This is a genomic window from Streptomyces sp. NPDC002870 (assembly GCF_042888505.1).
Taxonomy (GTDB): Bacteria; Actinomycetota; Actinomycetes; order Streptomycetales; family Streptomycetaceae; genus Streptomyces.
Map to the genome: position 1 here is coordinate 60,643 of NZ_JBIAPW010000038.1, position 22,379 is coordinate 83,021.

A 22,379-nucleotide genomic window follows, 5' to 3' on the forward strand; every position below is an offset into this window, starting at 1 on the left:
ATTCCTATGGGCGTTGACCGGGCGATCACCCTACCTGAGCAGTGAGACGGAAGCGCCAGCAGGCATAGTAGGGGGCTGGCACGACAGCAGGCCTGCTCGGTGAGTATGGGAGCCTGGTCGCCCAGCGGGGAGAGGGACAGCGGACAGATGGCATCACGACGGGACGAACTCAACGCCTACACCTTCGCGAAGCGAAGGTTGATTGCGCAGTTCGTGCAGCCGAACTCGACCGGTTCGGAGGAAGGTGCACCGCGCCCGCTGCGCGCGGTGTTGCCCGGAGCGATCGTCGGAGTGGTGATCCTCGCCGCCTTCGGGGCGTGGGGAATGTTCAAACCGGTGGCACCTCAGAAGTGGGATGCAGCGGGCGAGAACGTCATCATCGCCAGCAAATCCACTACTCGCTATGTGGTGTTGAAGACCAGGGGCAAGGCCCAGCTCCACCCCGTCCTGAACATGGCCTCCGCCAAGCTCCTCCTTGACGCCGACAAGGGCAAGGTCATCAACGTCTCCGAGTCGGTACTCGACAACGGCAAGATTCCGCACGGCGCGACGCTCGGCATCCCGTATGCCCCTGACCGGCTGCCCGCGGCCAAGGACGCCGGCGCCGCCAAGCGCTGGGCGGTGTGCGAGCGCCCCGGCGAAGGCGGCCGGACCATCGCGAAGGCCGCGTTCGTCTTCGCGGACCGGGAGCACAAGAAGACTGAGGGCGCGAGCCGGCTGCGCGGCGGTGACCTGATCTACGTGCGGAACTCCGACAAGGCCCGCTATGTCGTCGACGCCGGGGGAACCGCGTACGCCGTGGCCGACGACGAATTGCTGCTGCGCCAGCTCGTCGGCCAGGGCCGCGCACCGCAGCGGGTGTCCACAGCCTGGTTGGAAACCCTGCACAAGGGAGACCCCGTCTCGTTCCCCAAGATCCAGGGCATCCCCGGCGACGACGCCAACGTGCCCGGCGACCTCGAGTCCGACGCGAACCGCGTCGGCATGATCCTGAAGGCGACCGACGGAACCAGGAACCAGCAGTACGTCGTCCTGCCGGGCCGGGTGGCTCCGGTGTCGGACTTCACCGCGAAGCTGCTGCTCAGCAGCCGCGACCTGATCGGTCTCGGTCAGGCCGGCCGGGCGACGTCCGTCAGCGCCGCGACCTTCCAGCCGGGAGCCGCATTCGGCCAGGACAAGAAGTGGCCGGCCAGCGCACCGCGGCCGGTCAACTCGGCGAGTGCCGCGGAAGGCAGCCGTAACACCGTGTGCAACGTCCTGCGCAAGGTCGACGAGGACAACGGCTCCACCACGCTCAGCACCTGGGCGGGCACCGACTTCCCCGCGGTCCTGCCGACCGGGGCCAGCAGCGCGTACGTCACACCGGGCTCGGGACTGCTCTTCCGCCAGTTCAAGGGCGCCACGACCAGCTCGGGCTTCCTGTTCCTGGTCACGGACACCGGCCTGCGCTATGCCATGCAGTCCAACAACGACAATGCGACGGACTCCTCCGGCATCGGTGACTCGGGCTCCAAGGCGGAGCGCGAGCAACGGCAGCAGGAGGCACAGCAGGCGCAGAACAGGCTCGGATACAAGGACGTCGATCCGGTGCCGGTGCCGGCAGCCTGGTCGACCTTCCTGCCGACCGGTCCGCGTCTGTCGACCGGGGCTGCGAAGCAGCCGCAGGGTTCGTGAGGGCCGGGCAGACATGACGTACACCGATCGAAGGCGTTCCGGAAGCACGGCGTACGCCCGTGGATTCCGTCGACGCCTGTTCATGGTTGTGGGCGCCGCGGCAGTCGCCCTGGTCGGGACGCCGGTGGCACCCGCGGTCCCCGCCGTCGCCGACACGACCCAGTGCACCTTTCCGAACAAGAACTACGAGGGCCGCCCCTGGGCGTTGCAGCGGGTATTGCTCGACGAGTTGTGGAAGCAGTCCACCGGCAAGGGCGTGAAGGTCGCGGTCATCGACACCGGAGTCGACATCCGGCACCCGCAGCTCAAGGCCGCGGTGGACGACAAGAGCGGCGTGAACCTGATCCCCAAGATTCCGAAGGACGCGAACGGTAACAAGGTCGAGCGCGGCAAGGAGGACGGCACCACGGACACCGTGGGACACGGCACCAAGGTCGCGGGCATCATCGCCGCACACCCGGCGAAAGGCACTGGTTTCGTAGGCCTCGCCCCTGATGCCACGATCATCCCCATCCAGCAGAACGACGCGGATGGCCGCGGCACCGCCAAGACGCTCGCCGCGGCCATCCAGCACGCGATCGACAAGGGTGCGGGTGTCATCAACATCTCCCAGGACACCGCCAACGCGGTCGAGCCGGCCCCCCAGTTGAAGGAGGCCGTGGACCGGGCTCTTGCGAAGGACATCGTGGTCGTGGCCTCGGCGGGCAACGACGGCCTCGGGGGCAACGTCAAGAAGACGTACCCCGCGTCCTACGAGGGCGTTCTCGCGGTCGCGTCGTCGGACCGCAACAACGAACGAGCGGCCTTCTCCCAGTCGGGCGACTTCGTCGGCATCGCGGCCCCTGGAGTGGACATGGTGACGACGGTCCCGGGCGGCGGTCACTGCGCCGACAGCGGCACCAGTTTCTCCGCCCCGTACGTGGCCGGTATCGCCGCCCTGATCAAGAGCAAGCACAAGGACTGGACCCAGCGGCAGATCGTGGCCCAGATCCAGCAGACCGCGGAACGTTCGATCCCTGGCCATGACCGCCTGGTGGGCTGGGGCGTCGTCGACCCGGTGCGCGCTCTGACCGAGGACGACGAGCCGATCGAGAAGCCGGTCGCCCACGAAGGCGTGGCGAAGGCGGAGGCCCCGACCCCGGCCGAACTCCACCTCGGAGAGACGGCGGAGGAGCGCAACGCACGGCTGGCGATGTACGTGGTCGTGGGCGGCGGCGTCCTGGTGGCCGCGATCGCGGGGGCCGCTGTTGCCCTGCGCGACTCGAGGCGGAGGTCGGGCCGGGGCATGGGGGAGGGACGGACGTGAGGCTGGTGCATGCCGGGTGTAGGTGCGTGGTCACAGATCGGCAACGGGTGAGTGCGATTGCAACCGCACAGTCGGCGCCGGTCGTCCAACCCACCTGGGAAGTCGCGTGATGGATAAGACACTTGGGCCGGTCAGAGCCAGTGGCTAAAGTGGTGTTTGATGCAATCAGTGGATGGCGGGTCACCACGATCGCAATGTAGGACAGCAGTAGCAAACGGGGAGGAACGGCTCGTGCTCGAGGTAGTTGGAGACGGGGGCGACAATGGCGAGTGACCTTGAGCGCGGAGTCGGTGAGCTGAAGAAGTTCCGGACCCGGGTCGACACGGTCCTCGCTGAGCTGGAGAGCGGCGACGGCGGCAAGACCAAGGTCGCCGCGGAGCGGGTCACCCGTGGGTCGTTCGGCGTCGGGCTGCCTTTCGCAGAGGCTGAGGGCTTCTACAAGGAGTACAACCGCGTCCACAAGGCGCTGGTCACGCTGTCGAAGTCGCTCGGCGACCAGATCGAGCTGCTCACCATCGGCGTGCACGCGGCCGACGTCGGCTACGACAACGTCGAAGTGGCGCAGCGCGCCCGGTTCCACGAGATCAAGGCCCGCCTGGACAGGGAGCGGGATCAGGCGATCGAGCGCGAGCAGGCGCAGCCGAAGCCCGCGCAGCCCGCGCAGCCTCGCCAGGATGCCAAGACCGGCACCGAGGATCTGGGGTGATGAGTGATGAGTGATGAGAAGCAGCCGAAGCCCGACACCAAGGCGCCCCTGACGAAGCAGGAGCAGGCACAGGAGAAGGACCAGGCTCAGATCGAAGGTCAGTTCGCCGCCACCGACATGGTGGAGCGGATGCAAGGCTTCTTCGACGCCTTCGGCTTCGGGTCCAACGGCAGCGTCTTCGGCTCGACGGTCTTCGACGGCCGCAAGCTCAACGAGATGCTGGACTTTCTGGAGAGCTCCAATCCGGCCGACCTGGAGCACGCCGGAGAGGCCCTGGAGAAGGCGAACGTCGCCATCAACAAAGCCGCCAAGGATCTCGACGACTTCGTCAAGAAGACCGACTGGCAGGGCGAGGGCGCCACGGAGTTCCAGCGCTACGGCACGGAGGTCGTGAGCTACGCCTGGTCCATCGGCAAGATGGCCAACGCGGTCGGCGCCCAGATGAAGGTCGCCAGCACCGGCCTGACCTCGGTCCGCAACGCCCGCCCGCCACGCGACAGCCGCGCGATCCAGAAGGACGTCAAGGATTTCAAGCTCCCCGAGCAGACGGCGGACAACCCGGAGTACCAGAAGGCCCTGCAGGTCGAGAAGGACCGGCAGGAGGCCATCAACCAGATGAACCGCCTTGCCTCGTTCTATGCGGTCTCCCAGAGCACCTTGGCCGGACAGGAGCTGCCGAAGCCGCCGGCGGCGTACAAGGCGGCGGTGCCGCTGCCATCTGGCGAGTGGCGTCCGGGCGGGAGTGCGTCCGCGTCACGCGAAAGCCTGTCCGGAGCAGCGCCCGGACACGCCGGCAGCGTAGGCGAGGCGGGCGCCACCGGGAGCGCACCCGGTGCCGGGGCGCTCGGCAAGACCGGCTCCATTGCCGACTCCACAGCAATGGAGATCGACAGCGTTACCACGGCCGCGCCGCCTACGACGACTGCTCCGAGCACGGCGCCACCGTCGGTCACCAGCAACCCGAACCAGGGGGCGGGGCCGACCTCCCCGCCGCTCACCAACTTCGGCCAGCCGGGCCGTGCTCCAGTTACTCGGACCGGCGATCCGAGGACCGCCGGCGCACCCCCGAGCAAGGCCGTGGGTCGCGCGGGTACGACGGGCGGCTCGCAGCCACTGGGGCGACCTGCGACCGCGACGGGGCGGCCCCCGGGAACCCCCAGCGGGACGTCGTCCACGGCGACCGGCCGCTCCCCGATAGTCGGTCGTCCGAGTGCCACAGGCGTCCCCGGCGGAGGTGGAGCAGGACGTACCGCCTCGGGCGGAGGCCGTGGCCAGGCACCCATCGTGGGCCGTCCCGGCGGCACGGGGCAGCCTGCTGCCGGACGCAACGCTGGCCCGAACGGAACTCGTGGCGGCCGCGGGAACGGAATCGTCGGCGGCACACCTCAGCGACCCACCAACGGAAGCACGGGATCGCGTATCCCCCGGGGCACGGTCATTGGCGGAGACGCCCCGGCTGCAGGTCGGTCCTCAGCGGCGAAGCCGAGCCAGGCCGGTGTCGTGGGTGCCAACACCGGAAACAAGCCCCCCCGACCTATCGGTCGCGGGACTCCCAGTACGAACGGAGTCGTCGGCACTCCACGGACTTCCGGCTCGCGCCCTGGTGCCGCGGCCGGAGGCGGCGGCCTCGTCGGTGGCCGTGCGAATCAGCGCCGTCCCGGAGACGACGAGCAGGACCGCGAGGGCACTGCCCGCCCGGACTACCTGACCGAAGACGAAGAGACATGGGCGAATCGCCGTCGCGGTGCTGTACCGCCGGTGATCGACTAACAACCGGGAAGGCTCGGAAGTCAGAATGACGGCACGAACGATCGACGGGCGCAGGTTGCAGCGAGCCCTCGGCACCGTGGCTGCGGTGGCAGCGCTGACGAGCGGATTCGTCGGTGCTGCCCCGGCGGCGCTCGGTGCGGATGCACAGTCGAAGCAGTGGTACCTGGATGCCATGAACGCCCAGGAGATCTGGAAGACCTCGACCGGCAAGGGCATCACCGTCGCTGTCATCGACACCGGCGTCGATCCGTCCAGGCCGTCGCTCAAAGGCCAGGTCCTCAAAGGCGAGGACCTCGCCGAGGCGGAGGGCGACGAGACGGATGACTACTCGGGCCACGGGACGACGATGGCCGAACTCATCGTCGGCACGGGGGCTGGCGGGGGCCTCAAAGGCCTGGCACCCAGCGCCAAGGTGATCCCTTATCGAATCAGCAACACAGAGCTGCAGAACAACGAGAAGGTGAACGCCTTCGACCAGGAGGAGGCGATCCGGGCCGCGGCGGACAGCGAAGCCAGGATCATCAATATCTCCTTCGGCAGCGAGTACTACAATTCCTCGATTCGGGAGGCAGCCAAGTATGCGCAATCGAAGGGAAAGTTGCTCTTCTCGTCGTCGGGAAACCTGGGGGACAAGAGCAACAAGCCGAGTTATCCGGCCGCGTACCCAGAAGCCGTCGCGGTAGGAGCAACCGACCGGAATGGTGCGGTAGCGGCCTACTCCACGCATGGCGACTTCGTCGACATTGCCGCACCCGGTAACAAGATCCCCGGGTACTGCGACGAGAGTCTCACTCGCTACTGCGACGGCGACGGAGGCACCAGTTCCGCCTCCGCCATCGCCGCCGCCTCCGCCGCCCTCATCTGGTCCGTCCACCCCGAGTGGACGGCGAACCAGGTCCTCCGGGTCATGTTCGAGTCCGCAGGACGCGGCGAGGACTGGAAGGAGGGCACGGTGAGCAACTACCTCGGCCACGGCATCGTCCGTCCCGGCGCCCACATCAACCGCGGCTTGGGCAAGCCCGGCGACCCGGGCCTCAGCCCGCTCACCAACACCAAGGTCGGCGGCCGCAGTTCCGGCGGCGACTCGTCCTCCGCTTCACCCGCCCCCGCTGCACCAGCTTCGTCACAAGCCCCGGCAGACAAGCCCGGCTCCGACGCCTCGGACGACAGCGGCCTGCCCAGATGGGTCATCGGCGTGATCGCCGCCGCAGTGGTGGTGGGAGGCGGAGCCTTCGCTGCCGTACGGAAGCGTGGCAACGCCTGACCGAACGGCCGGGCCACAAAGGCCCGTTCAGACCTTCACGTCACGTTGTGCTTCACCTCGCTACCTGGTGAGGCTCAACGCAACCAGTCACAACAGTAGTTCAGAAGGGAAACGCAACCGTGTCACAGGGCCAGCGGCTTTCAGACCAGCAAGTCATCCAGCTCGAGAAGCAGCTCTTCGAGAAGTTCAACTCGATCAAGGGCCAGCTCCAGCAGATTCAGGGCACGATCGACAGCCTTGAGGGCCAGTGGAAGGGTATCGGCGCCGGGGCCTTCAACAAGAAGCAGCAGGAGATCAACACCTCGATGGTGGGTCTCGGCAACATCCTTGCGAAGTTCCTCGAGGCTATGAGCAGCTCGAGGAAGATCAAGGACGGCACGGAGGATGATGTCCGCGCTGCCGTGCAGGCCATCAACGTCGACCTCGGTGTCGGCACCAACGCCGCTCCGAAGTCCGGCATCAGCGGCCTCTGAACCGCTGGGCGCACTCGATCTCGGCACGCAGAAGTCGAGTCACCACAAAACGTGAATTGAGGGAATCATGGGTATGAACTCGGGAGACGAGCTCGTCGTCAAGTACGACGGCCTCGACGTGGCGGCGACCACGCTCGGCAACCAGGCCAAGAAGCTCGAAGAGGACCTGCGGGAGATCAAGACCGCAATGGCCACCGTTGCCGCCGGCTGGGAGGGCGAGGCGCACAACGCCTACGTCCAGGAGCAGGTGAAGTGGGACAAGGAAGCTGCGGATATCCACCGCGCCCTCATGCAGATCGGCCAGGTCGTTGCGAACGCGGGCGGCGACTACATGGGTGGCGACAAGAAGGCCGCCAGCTACTTCGCCTGAGGCGTTTCCGGCCGAAGCCGGCGCATCGGGACGCTGACCGGGGGTGGGCACGCGCGAGGGGTGCCCACCGTTCGTCCGTTCCGAGCGAGAGACCCCGGGAGCCGCACAGGCGGCTCCCGGGGTCTCTGCTGTTTGCTCAGGTACGAAGGACGCGGCCCGCTCTCATGACGCGGGCGCTTTGCAGTCCGCCGAATCGGCCACGGACTTCGCGTAGGCGAGCAGCAGGCCCTTGGCCGCGTCGGCGTTCGAGAGCTTCTCGTCGTGGATGAGAATTCTGATGAAGAGTTTGTTCCGCTCGGGATGTTCTTTGGCAGCGACCGGGCACGGGATGCGGCGCACGCCGCCTCGTCCGGACCACATGTAGGTCCCGTCCTCGCTGGTGTACTCGTCGAGGTCGAGGTACGGGTTGATGTGGGCCGCCTTCTTCACCGAGGGGTCCACCTGCCACTCGGAGATGGCGCTGATCACTGCCGTGTCATCGACGACGACCCGGCAGTGTGTAGCGCCCACCTCTCGCGACTGTGCGCGCGTGCTCAGGGTCTTGCCGGTCTTGGGCAGAACCGCGTCCAGCGCGGTGGCAGCCACCGGGGTGCCGCAGAGGTCCGGCGGCAAGGTGAAGGACCGCTTCTCCTCCGGTTGCGAGCAGGCGGTGAGTACCAGCGCGAGCTGGGCGGCCGCCACGAGAGCAGATAGCTGACGCCGTGTCCTCCGCCGTCGCGTAGCCGGAGCCGGCGACGGGGTGTCCTCAGCCTGGCCTGGATTCGTATGCATGCTGCCGTGTGTCATGAGGAGGGAACCTCCGTGGTGAGATGGTCCGCCATGGCCTGGGCATTAGTGGCGGCGTCGTTGAAACCGTTGTCGCGGCCGGTCAGGGCCCAGTCCGCCACCTTGCCCTGATCGGGAAGCCCGTGTGCTTTGGCCGCGTTGATGGCTGCCATCTGGCCGTGCTCCGCGCTCAGGTCCCTGCTCTTCTCCCACAGGTCACTCGCATCCTTGCTGGCTTCCGTCAGTACGTCGGTCTCCGACTGCTGGAAGATGTGCTCGAGGACCATGCCGCTGACCGTACTTGCGACACCGCCGGCCACCGCACCGCCTATCGGTGTGGCGATGAAGCTCACGCCGACGCCGATGCCGGTCCCGACAGCCCCGGACACCGCGTTCTTCTGCTGGGCGACCGAGTCGGAGAACTCCTTCGCCTTCTCGGCGGCCGGGCCCAGGACGGCTTCCTGCATGCCGATGGCCAGCGATCCGCTGACTTCACCGGAACGCCGGGTGATCGTCTCGATCGTCTCCTGAGCCGAGTGCGGATAACGCTGGTCCGCAGGCAGGTCGGGGTTGAGGTGGTAGTCCATGAGATCGGCCATGTAGGCCTTCTGGCCGACTTCGATGGCCGCGTAGCCGTCGGGGCTCTGTCCCACGGTGATCAGGAAGGCTGTGACGTCCTTGTGGTCGAGGTCGGCTTGGGCACCCGCCAGGGGGAAAAGCTTCTCGGTGTTCCCGTGAGGGTCGTCCGCGAGGGCACGGTTGATGTCGGGCAGGTACTCCGAGGCGATCTGCCCCATGCTGTCGGACATGTGGGCGTAGTCCGTGAGCCGCTTGGGGTCCTCCTCGACGGACGCGACGATGTCCGCCATCAGCTTGGCCTGGGCGTCCGAGTGCGGCGGGAGGTCCGCCGTCGGCTTCTCGCCCGCCGGGTGACCGGTCGTCGCGGCCTCCAGCGCCATCGCCAGGTTGTTGCGACCCGCGATGCTCTCCTCGCGGTCCTTGTCGTAGTCATGAGGCCAGTCGCGCTCTTCGAAGAAGTACTCGAAGTTGCTGAGAGACCGCTTGTCGTCCTTGCCTTCCACCTTGAAGTCGTGGTCCTCGTCCTTCGTGACGAACGTGTCGCCGAAGAACTCGGTGGCCGCGTCGGGGCTGTTGGCGAGAGCCTTGAAGTAGCCGGTCATCGGGTCCCAGCCGGTGTCGGTGCCCGTGTGGTTCAGCTGCGGATCCATCCCCATGGGCTGCCAGGCGACATGGGCGCCGTTGTGGGTGAGCTTCTTCTCCGCCTGGACGAGCTTGTTGCCGTACTCGTTCAGGAACTTGTCGTCGTAGTCGCCCCACCGCATCAGGTTGCTCATGACCTGACCGCCGAATGGCATTCCGCCGTTCTTCTCCAGCGGCTTGTCGGCGAAGGCGACGACGTCCCGCTTCCACGTCTCCATGGCGGCCGTGTCGCTCTGGCTGGCGGTCGCCAGTGTCAGGCTCAGATTCTTCTGGAGGTCGTCCAGCTGGTCACGTCGCTCGTGCATGAGCTCCGGATTGACCATGGGCTTGTTGAGGTCGGCCCAGAATTCCAACGTTCCCTTGCCGCCCATGTTCGTGGCGAACCGCTCGGCGAAGAGGTCGTCGTTGGCATACTTCTTGAGGCCGGCGTTCAGCTGGTCGAATTCCTTGACCGTGAGGTCCTCGGGATTCTTCTTCGCGATCCTGGCCAGGTCGTCGGCCTCCTTGAGCGCGTCAGCGGCCGCGTCCCGGTTCGCGTAGTTGGCGTCGGAGAAGCCGAGCTTGCTCTGGTCGACGAGCGCCTTGAGGACCTTGGTCGCCGAGCTGTCGCTCTGGGTCGCGCCGTCGAGGAGTTTCTGCACCTCGTCCCGGAGGGCCGTCACGTCCGCCTCGGTGTGACTGGGGACGCTCGTTCCCTTTGCGGCGCGGTCGGGATGGATGTTCATGGTGACCGTGAAGCCGCCGTTGGCCGTGGAGACGATGGTCAGGTTCTTCTTGAGCCCACGCTCAATCGCGTCCTTGACCTTGGTCTGGTAGTCCTTCAGCTCGCTGCAGGTGTCCCTCAGGATGTTGCGGATCGACGTGGCCTGGGTGTGCGCATCGGCGAACTCACCGGCTGTTCTGCCGATGAACTGCTTGGAAATTTTCTCGTTCTCGCCTGTCCAGTTCGCCTTGTTCGCCTGTTCGCGGAGCCCATCGTCGGCGTCCTCCTTCAGGCTTGCCAGCTTGCCGATCAGGGTCGTCCAGTCGGTGACGGCTTCGTCGAGAAGGCCGAACTTCGCGAAACGAAGGGTTTCAAGATCCATGACTAGTCCTTGTCCTTCTTCTTCTCGCCGTAGATCGGGTTCTTCTCGCCCGGCTGTCCGACGCGTTCGTCGAATCCGCTGTCCAGCGCGGCGATGCTGCTCAGCTGCCCGGTGATGTAGTGCTCGTCGTCCTTGTGGATCTTCTTGGTCACCCGCATGTGGTTCGAGATGTGGGAGCAGGCGTCCCGGAGGGAGCCGAGCTGTTCGTCCCATCGCTTGGCTACGTGGGCGAGCCCTGCGCCGAGTTCGAAGCCCTGGGTCTTGAGGTCCTCAGCGGACTTGGAGCTGCTAGGGCCGGCCACACGCGCCTCGTCGTACAAACGGTTGAACAATTTGAACGCGTTGGCGCCGATCTTCGCGAGATCGGTTTCGGAAGCCGTGAGGTCGCCGTAGGTGCCTCCGCCTCCGCCGCCCTCGTCGGGTACCCGGTTCAGCTGCATCTGCTCCGACTGACGCCCGGCTGCCTGCGTCTTGAGCTGTTCCCACTCGTCCCACGCCATCTGCCACACCTTTCCGGTTCTTCACCTGGCACTTCAAGAGGAAGTGTTTGCGGTTCCTGTGCTCACTTTGTGCAGGGGCCCTCCGAGGCGTCGGCGCGCAGGTCGAAGTAGATCGGCGTCATGCCCTCCGGAACCGGCTGCTCGGGCGACGGCCCGGCCGTCACCTTCAGGCAGGTGGTGCCGTCCGGACTGCTCACCTCGTAGTGCTCCACGTTGCCCTTCGGCTCCAGCTCGCCCGAACGCCACACCAGACTGGCTGTCGGGTCGTCCTTCTCCGGTCCGTCGAGCTGTGGGTCCATGCGCTCGTTCCACGAGCCGTCGTCCGGGTCGAACACCGGGGACATCCTCGAGCCGTCCATCCACTCCGCCACGGCGACGGTCCGCTCCAGCACTTCCGCCTGACCGGCCCCGTCGGGCCGGTCCCGGTCGTTGAGCTGGAAGTTGGTCCAGGAACCGTAGAACGCCAGGCCGGCCGCCGCGAAACAGAACAGCCGCTGGACGAGGAACCCGGCGTCGGAGGGCTCGGCAGCGGCAGGGTCGGCGTGCCGCCGTGCCTGGAACCGCCACCAGATCGCCCGGTGATCGGCGAGGCCGAGCGCGATGAACGCCACGCCGAAGATCACCATGAACACTGCAAATCCTGTCATGTTCCTGATTCCTCTCTCGGGGCGGCCCCACCGCGGCTCGACGGCCGACGGCCGACGGCCTTCGGCCGCCAGTGCGGGCACGCGCCGGGCGTTCGTGGACGCCCAGCCTCTGCGCGGCGGGCCGTGAGGCGTCGCGTGCTTCTTGTGTGCGTCACGGGGCCAGAGCAGCTGCAACGCCGCGTGTGCGTCGGCTTCGGCGGTGCGACCTGGGCCCGGGAGCCGCCCCTCTCGGTGACAGGCGCTCCACGACCCTGACGGACGACGTGTCATGGCTTCGTGAGCCGTGGCAGCCGATCGGGGAAGTCCACTGCTTCGAGGAACACGCCGCCGGCAGCGGCGCAGTTGGTCGCCGTGACGAGAACGCGTCTCCTTGCTGTCGCTCGCACGGCGCCGCTACGCCCTTCCTGCCGCGGTGCCCGGAAGGGCTCCCGGACCACACGGCGCCCCTTCGGCCGCCAGGAACCGGTGCGTCCGGCGACGGTTGTCGTGCCGCGTTGCTCCGCCACATTCCGGCGGCAGGGGAGAGCCGAGGGCGCCAGGTACTGCACGCCGGGTGCGCGCGGTCACTGAGGATCCCCCAGCCACCCTGTCTGCACCAGCGGCTTCCCCCGCTGGCGTGACACGAAAATGCCACGCCCCTCAGGCATCGGCCGCATGCGGACGCCGAGCACCTCCCCCTCTTGCGGGTCGCCGGAGAGCAGGAGGCCCTGTGCGCCGAGTTCCATCATCCGTTGCAGGAACGGCTCGTACGCCGCGCGGCTCGCTCCCGCCGAGTTGCGCGCGATGATGAAGCGGACACCGACGTCACGCGCGAAGGGCAGCTGCTCCGTGAGCTTGGCCAGCGGGTTGCCGCTCGACGTGGACACGAGGTCGTAGTCGTCGACGACCACGAAGACGTCCGGGCCCTGCCACCAGCTCCGGTCGCGGAGCTGCTGTGCCGTGACGTCGGCGGACGGCGCACGGCGCTGCATCAGGTCCGCCAGCGCGTCGACGTGATGGTCCATGTTGTTGGACATCGGCACGTACTCGGCCAAGTGCGTGGCGGGGGTGACGTCGAGCAGGGCGCGCCGGTTGTCGATCACGAAGAACTTGGCGGCGTTGCCGTCGTACCGTTCCGTCAACTGCTTGATGAGCAGGCGCAGCAGGTTCGACTTGCCGGACTCGCTCTCACCGAACACCAGGAAGAACGGGTCACGGCCGAAGTCGGCGAACACGGGCTCCAGGTTGTTCTCGTCGATCGCGAACGACACTCCGCGCCGGGGTTCGGCGAACCCTGCGGGAAGCTGGTGCCCGGGGAGCTCGCGCGGGAGCAGACGCACCTTCGGGGCGGAGGGGCCAGGCCAGTGGCGGCTGACCTCCTGCACCATCGCGGTGGTCGCCTCGGAGAGGTCGCTGTCGGACTGGATGCCGTCGATGCGCGGCACCGACGCCATGAAGTGCAGCTTCTCGGGCACCAGACCGCGACCGGGGACTCCCGCCGGCACGTTGATCGCGAGCTTGCGGTCCACCTCCGAGTCCATGGTGTCGCCCAGACGGAGTTCCAGGCGGTTCATCAGGTGGTCCTTGATGTTGGAGCGCACATCCATCGACCGGGATGCCGTGAGAATCACGTGGATGCCGTAGCCGAGCCCGCGCGCCGCCATGTCGACGACCGCGGATTCCAGCCCCTCGTAGTCCGTGCGGAAGTTGCCCCAGCCGTCGATGACAAGGAAGACGTCGCCCCACGGCTGGTCCGACACGGAGATCTCACCGCGGCTGCGGAGCCTGCGGTACGTGGCGATCGAGTCGATTCCGGCGCTGCGGAAGTACTCCTCGCGCCGGGAGAGGATGCCGTAGACCTCGGCCACGGTGCGGCGGACGCGCTCGGGGTCCAGGCGCGAGGCTACCCCGCCGACGTGCGGCAGGCCCGCTATGGACGACATGCCGCCACCACCGAAGTCCAGCCCGTAGAACTGCACTTCCTGCGGCGTGTGCGTCAGCGCGAAGGCCGAGATGAGGGTCCTCAGCAGCGTCGACTTGCCGGACTGCGGGCCGCCGACGATCTGCATGTGGCCGGCCGCCCCGGAGAAGTCCCGGTAGAGCACATCACGGCGCTGCTCGAAGGGCTTGTCGACGACGCCCAGCGGGACGACGAGCTTGCCCGCGCCCTCGAATCCCGGCTGCGTCAGTCCGCGTCCCTCCACTTCGGCGAGACCCGGCAGGATCTCGTCCAGCGGCGGCGGGTTGTCCAGCGGCGGCAGCCACACCTGGTGGGCCTCGGCACCGCGGCCTTCCAGCCGGCGCACGATGACGTCGAGGACGGAGTCGGCCAGAGCGTCGTCCTCCTGCGTCCGCGCGTCGGGGATGCGCGGCTGCGCGGTCGGTTCGACGTAGCGGACGGGGACCGGGGCCGCGGTGAACGGGACGGGCCGCCGGTCGACGGGCAGCGGGCCTCCGGGCACGGCGGCGTGCTGGTTCGTGCGGTACACGCCCGAGACGTACGCCGCCTTGAAGCGGACCATCTCGTCGGTGCCGTACTTCAGGAAGCCCGAACCGGGGACGTTCGGCAGGGTGTACGCGTCGGGCACACCGATCGCGGCGCGGGACTCGGCCGCGGAGAAGGTACGCAGACCGACGCGGTACGACAGATACGTCTCCAGACCGCGCAGCCTCCCCTCCTCCAACCGCTGTGAGGCCAGCAGCAGATGGACGCCGAGCGACCGTCCGATACGGCCGATCTGGACGAACATCTCGATGAAGTCCGGCATGGCGGTGAGGAGTTCGCTGAACTCGTCGATGACGATGACGAGCGAGGGGACCGGCTGGAGTGGGGCTCCCGCGGCACGCGCCTTCTCGTAGTCGTGGATGTTGGCGTAGTTGCCCGCGTCGCGAAGCATCTCCTGGCGGCGGTTGAGCTCACCGCGGATGGAGTCGCCCATGCGGTCCACCAGTGTCAGGTCGTCCGCGAGGTTGGTGATCACCGCGGCGACATGCGGCATTTGCGACATACCGGCGAAGGTTGCGCCACCCTTGAAGTCCGCGAGGACGAAATTGAGCGTTTCCGACGAGTGGGTGACCGCGAGGCCCAGCACCAGCGTCCGCAGCAGCTCGGACTTTCCGGAACCGGTCGCGCCTACGCACAGGCCGTGCGGACCCATGCCCTCCTGCGCAGCCTCCTTGAGGTCCAGCATCACCGGGGCGCCGTCCTCACCCACGCCGATCGGGACGCGCAGCCGTTCCGACTGGGACCGGGGCCGCCAGGTGCGCGCGACGTCCACGGACGCCGCGTCACCGAGATTCAGCAGATCCGTGAAGTCGAGGTTGGCCAGCAGCGGTTCGTCGTCGTCACCGCCGGTGGCCACCTGCAGCGGCGCGAGCTGGCGGGCGAGCGCCTCGGCGGCCTCGATGCTGAGCCGGTCGGGAGCCCCGTCGTACACCAGCCCGTGTCCCGACTCCAGTTGCAGGGAGTCGGGGTGCACCACGACCGACAGACCGCCCCGCGCCCCGGTCACCTCACCGGGGACGACCTCGATGATCGTCACGCCCTGCAGTCCCTCGGCAGCGGCGAACGCGGACGTGGAAGGTACGGACTGGCCGTCGAGCACGACGACGACATGCGGCTGGTCCAGCAGCGGGTGAGCGCTGCCCTGGAAGCGGGGCCGGCCCTCGAGGCGGCCCGCGAGCATGTCCTCCAGGTCACGGAAGTCCGCGGCGATGAGGCGACGGCTGCCCGCGCCGTCGGCGGGGCCGGTGGCCTGGGCGTGCGGCAGCCACTTCGCCCACTCCCAGTGCGGCGCGGCCTGATGGTCGGCGGCGACGGCGATGACCAGGTCCTCGGGCGAATGAAGGGAGGCCAGCGAGCCGATCATCGCGCGGGCGGTGGAGCGTACGGAGTTGGGCTCGCCGCTCACCGTCAGGTGGTAGAAGGCCCGCAGCGACACGGCCATGGGCAGGCCGTCCAGATTGCTGTGCGCCGACAGGAACTGCCGCATCGCGCCCGCGGTGAGCGGCTCCAGCTCGTCGACGGGTGCAGTGTCAGGTGCGATGAGGGGGGTGGCGAGCTGCTGGCTACCCAGACCGATGCGCACCTGCCCGAAGTCGTCGTCGCTGACGCGCCTCTCCCACACCCGGCTGCCCTCGGCGACGAGCGCCCACAACTGCTCGGGCGACGGGTGCAGGTAGTACTGCGCATCGCGCTGTAGCCGCGCGGTCCGCAGCAACGTGCGCCGCGTCTGCGTCAGGTACTTCAGGTAGTCACGGCGAAGATCGGCAAGCTGCCCCTGTGTACCCCGCCGGTAGCGGACCAGCATCGCGATCGCCATCGCGACCGTCGACGCGATCATCACCATGCCCATGATCCGCATGATCGGATTCGGGGTCATGAAGAAGAAGACGACCGAACCGCCCATGCCCAGCATCGGCAGCAGCTGCATCAGCGCGCCCTCCTGCTGCCCTCTGGGCAGTTCGGGCGGGGGTTGCAGCTGCACCTGCTCGCCGGGTACCTCGGAAGGCAGGGCCCGTGGTGGGCGCTTGACGACGATCTGACTCACAAGCTCACCAATTCCCTTGCCGGACGGAAATGTTCCTATCGGCGCCCCCGTGGCGACGGGTTCCGTCCGCGGGGAGGGATCCTACTTGCGCCAGGGCCGACGGGTGGGCGGTAGGGTGGCGCGACGTGTTTGCGCGGCCGTGAACTTCCGCAAAAATGGGGTCAATTCGGAGCGCAAGGCCAGGACCACGTTCCAGGAACATCACGAGGGGATGCAGCAGGTGAGTATGACGGCCTCAGCGGTGGCCGCGGGAACCGGTCAGCCCGGTCCTGCGACGCCGTCCAGCAGCGGCACCGGTTTCTGCCGGGTGACGGTCGTCGCCCCCGACGGTCGCGTTGACGTGGCACTGCCCGAGGACATCCCCGTGGCGGACCTCTACCCGGAGGTCCTGCGCCTGTCCTGTCAGAGCCCCGCGCCCGGCGCTCCGGTCGGCTACCACCTCGTGCGACGCGACGGGACCGTGCTCGACGGCGCCCGCTCCCTGGCCGCCCAGCGCATCCTCGACGGTGAGCTGCTGTCGTTGCGGCCCTTCGCCGAGTCGCTGCCCCCGGCGGTCTTCGACGACGTCTCGGACGCCGTGGCGTCCGCCGTTGCCCGCGACCGCACGCTGTGGACCGACGACCTGATGCGCGGCGCCGGGCTCTTCGGTGGGTCGATCCTGCTGGTCCTGCTCGCCTTCGTGCTGTGGACGTCGGACCCGCGGCACGACATGCACGGACTTCCAGGCATCCTCGCCGCCGTCACGGGCGTACTGCTGCTCGCGCTCGCCGGCGTGCGTGCCCGGGTGTACGCCGACCGGGGCTCGGCCGTCGCCCTCGGCGTGGGTGCAATGGCGAACGCGGCCGTCTCCGGCGCCGGACTGCTGCCCCTGGCGGACGGGCAGGGGGTCGGCAAGCTCCAGGTCCTGCTCGCCTGCGCCGCCGTCCTGGTGTGGTCGGTGATTCTCACGATCGTCGCCCCCGGCGGCGACGGTCCCTTCGTCGCCTTCGTCTTCGCCGCCTCGGTGGGTCTGCTGGTGACCTTCGTGGCCATCCTGACCAAGCTCCAGCCCGCCGAGACCGCCGCGGTCTGCGCCCCGCTGGCGGTGGGAGCCCTGGCCTTCCTGCCTGGCCTCTCCACCCGCTTCGCCCGCCTCCCCATCGGCTTCGAGCCGCCCCGCACCGCCGTCGGCGGCTACGGCGCCGAACCCGAGCACCAGGGGCTCGTCGACGCCGAGCGCATCGCCGCCCAGGCGCGCCGCGGCCACGAGCTGCTCGTCGGTCTGGTCGGCGGCTGCGCACTGGTGGCTGTGGGAGCCTCCTCCGTCCTCGGCTTCTCCGACAATGTGTGGGGCCAGCTGCTGGCGCTCGCCACCGGCGTCGCCATGCTGATGCGCGCCCACCTCTTCCGCTACACGGCCCAGGTGGGCTGCGCCCTCTCGGCCGGACTGGGCGCACTCGTGCTGCTCGGGCTCGGGCTGTGCCTGAACCCGCCCACGGCGCTGATCCGCGACGCCCTGCGGGGCGACGGCACCGGGCTCGACATCCGTACGATCTGGCTCACTGCCGCCGTGGCCGCCGTCGCCGCCCTGATCACCGCGATCGGCCTGATCGTGCCCCGCGCGGGGGTCACCCCCTTCTGGGGCCGCTTCCTGGAGATCGCCGAGACATTCGTGCTGCTCACGCTCGTACCGCTGTGCCTCGCGGTCTTCGACGTCTACCACTCCATCCGTGCGATGACCTCCTGACACACTGGTACGCTGTGTGACGGCCGTTTGTGTACGCGACCTCCGGAGTTCTTTCAGGGCTCTGCGGTCTGCGCTCATCGGACCTTCGCCTCCGAGTCACGGAAGCTCCCCTGAGATCAAGACCAGGGGCACTCGTGGGCGCATCGAACACAAAGAGGAGTACCGAGTGTCTCTCGACGCCGCTACGAAGAAGCAGATCATGTCCGAGTTCGGCACCAAGGAGGGCGACACCGGCTCCCCCGAGGTCCAGGTCGCGATGCTCTCCCGCCGCATCTCGGACCTGACCGAGCACCTCAAGACGCACAAGCACGACCACCACTCCCGCCGTGGTCTGCTGATCCTGGTGGGCCAGCGTCGCCGCCTGCTGCAGTACCTGGCCAAGAAGGACATCCAGCGCTTCCGTGCGCTGGTCGACCGCCTCGGCATCCGCCGCGGTGCGGCCGGCGGCGCGAAGTAAGACGCCGTGAAGGGAGCGGTTCCCACTCACAGGGGGCCGCTCCCTTTGCTGTACGTGCGCTACGTACCGGACGGCATTTAGTCTGGTCGCACAACGCAATACCGGAACAACGCAATACCGAACGACGAGAAGCCGCCTCGCCGCCGCCGGTCCTCGGTAGTGGCCCCCGGAGAACCAAGCCCCGGGTGCTTCGATCGAAGACCGGCCCGCAGAACGAGAGCTTCTCGGCCACCGTCCCCCGCCACACGGGCGAGGGGACGAAGACGAGGAGAAAACGCTAGTGGAGAACGAGACCCACTACGCCGAGGCCGTCATTGACAACGGTTCCTTCGGCACCCGCACCATCCGCTTCGAGACGGGCCGACTGGCCCGTCAGGCCGCCGGCTCCGCCGTCGCCTACCTGGACGACGACACCATGGTGCTGTCGGCCACCACCGCTTCCAAGAAGCCCAAGGACCAGCTCGACTTCTTCCCCCTGACGGTGGACGTCGAGGAGCGGATGTACTCAGCCGGCAAGATCCCCGGCTCCTTCTTCCGTCGTGAGGGCCGGCCCTCCGAGGACGCGATCCTCACCTGCCGCCTGATCGACCGCCCGCTGCGCCCGTCCTTCAAGAAGGGCCTGCGCAATGAGATCCAGGTCGTCGAGACGATCATGGCGCTCAACCCCGACCACCTGTACGACGTGGTCGCGATCAACGCCGCCTCCTGCTCCACGCAGCTGGCCGGCCTGCCCTTCTCCGGCCCGATCGGCGGCACCCGTGTCGCCCTGATCAAGGGCCAGTGGGTCGCCTTCCCGACGCACACCGAGCTCGAGGACGCCGTCTTCGACATGGTGGTCGCCGGTCGCGTCCTGGAGGACGGCGACGTCGCGATCATGATGGTCGAGGCCGAGGCCACCGAGAAGACCATCGAGCTCGTCAAGGGCGGCGCCGAGGCGCCGACCGAGGAGATCGTGGCCGCCGGTCTCGAGGCCGCGAAGCCCTTCATCAAGGTCCTGTGCAAGGCGCAGTCGGACCTCGCCGCCAAGGCCGCCAAGCCGACCGGCGAGTTCCCGATCTTCCTCGACTACGAGGACGACGTCCTCGAGGCGCTGACCGCCGCGGTCAAGAGCGAGCTCGCCCAGGCGCTCACCATCGCCGGCAAGCAGGAGCGCGAGGCCGAGCTGGACCGCGTCAAGGCGCTGGCCGGCGAGAAGCTGCTCCCGCAGTTCGAGAGCCGCGAGAAGGAGATCTCCGCCGCCTACCGCTCGCTGACCAAGACCCTGGTGCGCGAGCGCGTCATCAAGGAGAAGGTCCGCATCGACGGCCGTGGCGTCACGGACATCCGTACGCTCGCCGCCGAGGTCGAGGCCATCCCGCGCGTGCACGGCTCGGCGCTGTTCGAGCGTGGCGAGACCCAGATCCTGGGCGTCACCACCCTGAACATGCTCCGCATGGAGCAGCAGCTGGACACCCTTTCCCCGGTGACCCGCAAGCGCTACATGCACAACTACAACTTCCCGCCGTACTCCACCGGTGAGACCGGCCGCGTCGGTTCGCCCAAGCGCCGCGAGATCGGCCACGGCGCCCTGGCCGAGCGCGCGCTCGTGCCGGTGCTGCCGACGCGCGAGGAGTTCCCGTACGCCATCCGCCAGGTCTCCGAGGCGCTGAGCTCCAACGGCTCCACGTCGATGGGCTCGGTCTGCGCCTCCACCATGTCGCTGCTGAACGCCGGTGTGCCGCTCAAGGCCCCGGTCGCCGGTATCGCCATGGGCCTGATCTCCCAGGAGATCGAGGGCGAGACCCACTACGTCACCCTCACCGACATCCTCGGTGCGGAGGACGCCTTCGGTGACATGGACTTCAAGGTCGCCGGTACGAAGACCTTCGTCACCGCGCTCCAGCTCGACACCAAGCTCGACGGCATCCCCGCCTCGGTCCTGGCCGCCGCGCTGAAGCAGGCCCGCGACGCCCGCCTCCACATCCTCGATGTGATGAACGAGGCCATCGACGTCCCGGACGAGATGTCCCCGAACGCCCCGCGGATCATCACCGTCAAGATCCCGGTGGACAAGATCGGTGAGGTCATCGGCCCCAAGGGCAAGATGATCAACCAGATCCAGGAGGACACCGGCGCCGACATCACGATCGAGGACGACGGCACCATCTACATCGGTGCCGCCCAGGGCTCGCAGGCCGAGGCCGCCCGCGCCACGATCAACTCCATCGCCAACCCGACCATGCCGGAGGTCGGCGAGCGCTACCTGGGCACGGTCGTCAAGACGACCACCTTCGGTGCGTTCGTGTCCCTGCTCCCGGGCAAGGACGGCCTGCTGCACATCTCGCAGATCCGCAAGCTCGCCGGTGGCAAGCGCGTGGAGAACGTCGAGGACGTGCTCGCGATCGGCTCCAAGGTCCAGGTCGAGATCGCCGAGATCGACTCCCGCGGCAAGCTCTCCCTCATCCCGGTCATCGAGGGTGAAGAGGGCGACGACCAGAAGGACGACACCGACAAGTGACGTCCCGTAGTTCCAGGACGACGGCCCGCACCTCTTCGGAGGCGCGGGCCGTCGCCCGTACCCAAACGCTTCTCAAGGGCGAGAACGGCATCGGCACGGTCCGCCGCACCGTCCTCCCCGGCGGCCTCCGCGTCGTCACAGAGACCCTGCCGTCCGTACGCTCCGCCACCTTCGGGATCTGGGCGAACGTCGGCTCCCGCGACGAGACGCCGTCCCTGAACGGCGCCACGCACTACCTCGAGCACCTCCTGTTCAAGGGCACGCACAAGCGCTCCGCCCTCGACATCTCCTCCGCCCTCGACGCCGTCGGCGGCGAGATGAACGCCTTCACGGCGAAGGAGTACACCTGCTACTACGCGCGGGTGCTCGACACCGACCTGCCGCTCGCCATCGACGTGGTCTGCGACATGCTCACCGGCTCGCTGATTCTGCAGGAGGACGTCGACGCCGAGCGCGGCGTCATCCTCGAAGAGATCGCGATGACCGAGGACGACCCGGGCGACTGTGTGCACGATCTGTTCGCGCACACCATGCTCGGCGACACCCCCCTCGGCCGCCCGGTCCTGGGCACCGTCGACACCGTCAACGCGCTGACCGCCGACCGCATCCGGCGCTTCTACAAGAAGCACTACGACCCGACGCATCTGGTCGTCGCCGCCGCGGGCAACGTCGATCACGCCACGGTCGTACGCCAGGTCCGCAAGGCCTTCGAGAAGGCCGGCGCCCTGTCCCGTACGGACGCGGCACCGACCCCTCCCCGCGACGGCTCGCGGAGCATCCGCACCGCCGGCCGCGTCGAGCTCCTGAACCGCAAGACCGAGCAGGCCCACGTCGTCCTCGGCATGCCGGGACTGGCCCGCACCGACGAGCGCCGCTGGGCGCTCGGCGTGCTCAACACCGCCCTCGGCGGAGGCATGTCCTCACGTCTGTTCCAGGAGGTACGGGAGAAGCGCGGCCTCGCCTACAGCGTGTACTCGTACACCTCGGGCTTCGCCGACACCGGCCTCTTCGGCGTCTATGCGGGCTGCCGTCCCAGCCAGGTCCACGACGTTCTGAAGATCTGCCGCGACGAGCTCGACCGGGCCGCCTCGGACGGTCTGTCGGACGAGGAGATCGGCCGCGCCGTGGGCCAGCTCTCCGGCTCCACCGTGCTGGGCCTGGAGGACACCGGCGCCCTGATGAACCGAATCGGCAAGAGCGAACTGTGCTGGGGAGCGCAGATGTCGGTCGACGACATGCTCGCGCGGATAGCCGCTGTCACACCCGACGAGGTACGCGCGGTGGCCGACGAGGTGCTGGGACACCGCCCCTCGCTGTCGGTGATCGGCCCCCTCAAGGACAAGCAGGCGGACCGTCTGCACGACGCGGTCTCCTAGCAGCGGTCTCCTG

16 protein-coding genes are annotated in these 22,379 nt (G+C 68.1%); 11 read left to right on the forward strand and 5 right to left on the reverse strand.

Going from position 1 to position 22,379, the window contains the following annotated elements:
• Nucleotides 1-147 precede the first annotated feature (147 nt).
• From eccB to ACFYWY_RS32385, 7 genes are all read left to right on the forward strand, one after another.
• Entirely contained in the window at nt 148-1,674 is a 1,527-nt protein-coding gene (eccB, locus tag ACFYWY_RS32355; RefSeq protein WP_389193093.1) for a type VII secretion protein EccB, read from the forward strand.
• An 82-nt stretch (nt 1,675-1,756) separates the two neighbouring features.
• Nucleotides 1,757-2,980: a type VII secretion-associated serine protease mycosin gene (mycP, locus tag ACFYWY_RS32360; protein ID WP_389193154.1), complete on the forward strand. Its 1,224-nt coding sequence runs from the start codon at nt 1,757-1,759 to the stop codon at nt 2,978-2,980.
• Nucleotides 2,981-3,242: 262 nt separating this feature from the next.
• The gene (locus ACFYWY_RS32365; protein ID WP_389193096.1) at nt 3,243-3,686 is read left to right on the forward strand and encodes a hypothetical protein; all 444 of its coding nucleotides are present in this window, start codon (nt 3,243-3,245) and stop codon (nt 3,684-3,686) included.
• A 6-nt stretch (nt 3,687-3,692) separates the two neighbouring features.
• Nucleotides 3,693-5,456 carry a hypothetical protein gene (locus ACFYWY_RS32370; protein ID WP_389193099.1) on the forward strand — a complete coding sequence of 588 codons (1,764 nt, stop codon included), beginning with the start codon at nt 3,693-3,695 and terminating at the stop codon, nt 5,454-5,456.
• A 25-nt stretch (nt 5,457-5,481) separates the two neighbouring features.
• Complete coding sequence (locus ACFYWY_RS32375) at nt 5,482-6,720, forward strand: S8 family serine peptidase (protein ID WP_389193102.1); 1,239 nt, start codon at nt 5,482-5,484, stop codon at nt 6,718-6,720.
• Between the two features lie 119 nt (nt 6,721-6,839).
• Nucleotides 6,840-7,193, forward strand: coding sequence for a WXG100 family type VII secretion target (locus tag ACFYWY_RS32380; protein WP_215096089.1), 354 nt, complete (start codon nt 6,840-6,842; stop codon nt 7,191-7,193).
• A gap of 67 nt (nt 7,194-7,260) precedes the next feature.
• Nucleotides 7,261-7,563: a WXG100 family type VII secretion target gene (locus tag ACFYWY_RS32385; RefSeq protein ID WP_389193106.1), complete on the forward strand. Its 303-nt coding sequence runs from the start codon at nt 7,261-7,263 to the stop codon at nt 7,561-7,563.
• Between the two features lie 162 nt (nt 7,564-7,725).
• Here ACFYWY_RS32385 and ACFYWY_RS32390 read toward each other — a convergent pair whose 3' ends face one another.
• The 5 genes from ACFYWY_RS32390 to eccCa all read right to left on the reverse strand — a co-directional run bounded on the left by ACFYWY_RS32390 (nt 7,726) and on the right by eccCa (nt 16,310).
• Nucleotides 7,726-8,244: a hypothetical protein gene (locus tag ACFYWY_RS32390; RefSeq protein ID WP_389193109.1), complete on the reverse strand. Its 519-nt coding sequence runs from the start codon at nt 8,242-8,244 to the stop codon at nt 7,726-7,728.
• 101 nt (nt 8,245-8,345) lie between these two features.
• Entirely contained in the window at nt 8,346-10,634 is a 2,289-nt protein-coding gene (locus tag ACFYWY_RS32395) for a hypothetical protein (protein WP_389193112.1), read from the reverse strand.
• Between the two features lie 2 nt (nt 10,635-10,636).
• Nucleotides 10,637-11,134: a hypothetical protein gene (locus tag ACFYWY_RS32400; RefSeq protein WP_389193115.1), complete on the reverse strand. Its 498-nt coding sequence runs from the start codon at nt 11,132-11,134 to the stop codon at nt 10,637-10,639.
• 62 nt (nt 11,135-11,196) lie between these two features.
• Nucleotides 11,197-11,781 (reverse strand): hypothetical protein, encoded by a 585-nt coding sequence (locus ACFYWY_RS32405; RefSeq protein WP_389193118.1) that lies wholly within the window; start codon nt 11,779-11,781, stop codon nt 11,197-11,199.
• 563 nt (nt 11,782-12,344) lie between these two features.
• On the reverse strand, nt 12,345-16,310 hold the full coding sequence (eccCa, locus tag ACFYWY_RS32410) for a type VII secretion protein EccCa (protein WP_389193121.1): 3,966 nt from the start codon (nt 16,308-16,310) through the stop codon (nt 12,345-12,347).
• Between the two features lie 226 nt (nt 16,311-16,536).
• Between eccCa and eccD the strand changes: the two genes are divergently transcribed.
• From eccD to ACFYWY_RS32430, 4 genes are all read left to right on the forward strand, one after another.
• Nucleotides 16,537-18,036: a type VII secretion integral membrane protein EccD gene (eccD, locus tag ACFYWY_RS32415; protein ID WP_389193124.1), complete on the forward strand. Its 1,500-nt coding sequence runs from the start codon at nt 16,537-16,539 to the stop codon at nt 18,034-18,036.
• Between the two features lie 166 nt (nt 18,037-18,202).
• A complete protein-coding gene (rpsO, locus tag ACFYWY_RS32420) occupies nt 18,203-18,493 on the forward strand; it encodes a 30S ribosomal protein S15 (RefSeq protein ID WP_215096097.1) in 291 nt (96 codons plus the stop codon).
• A 280-nt stretch (nt 18,494-18,773) separates the two neighbouring features.
• Nucleotides 18,774-20,990 (forward strand): polyribonucleotide nucleotidyltransferase, encoded by a 2,217-nt coding sequence (locus tag ACFYWY_RS32425; RefSeq protein WP_389193127.1) that lies wholly within the window; start codon nt 18,774-18,776, stop codon nt 20,988-20,990.
• Complete coding sequence (locus ACFYWY_RS32430) at nt 20,987-22,366, forward strand: M16 family metallopeptidase (protein WP_389193130.1); 1,380 nt, start codon at nt 20,987-20,989, stop codon at nt 22,364-22,366. Before ACFYWY_RS32425 ends, ACFYWY_RS32430 begins: the two co-directional genes overlap by 4 nt.
• Nucleotides 22,367-22,379: the final 13 nt, after the last annotated feature.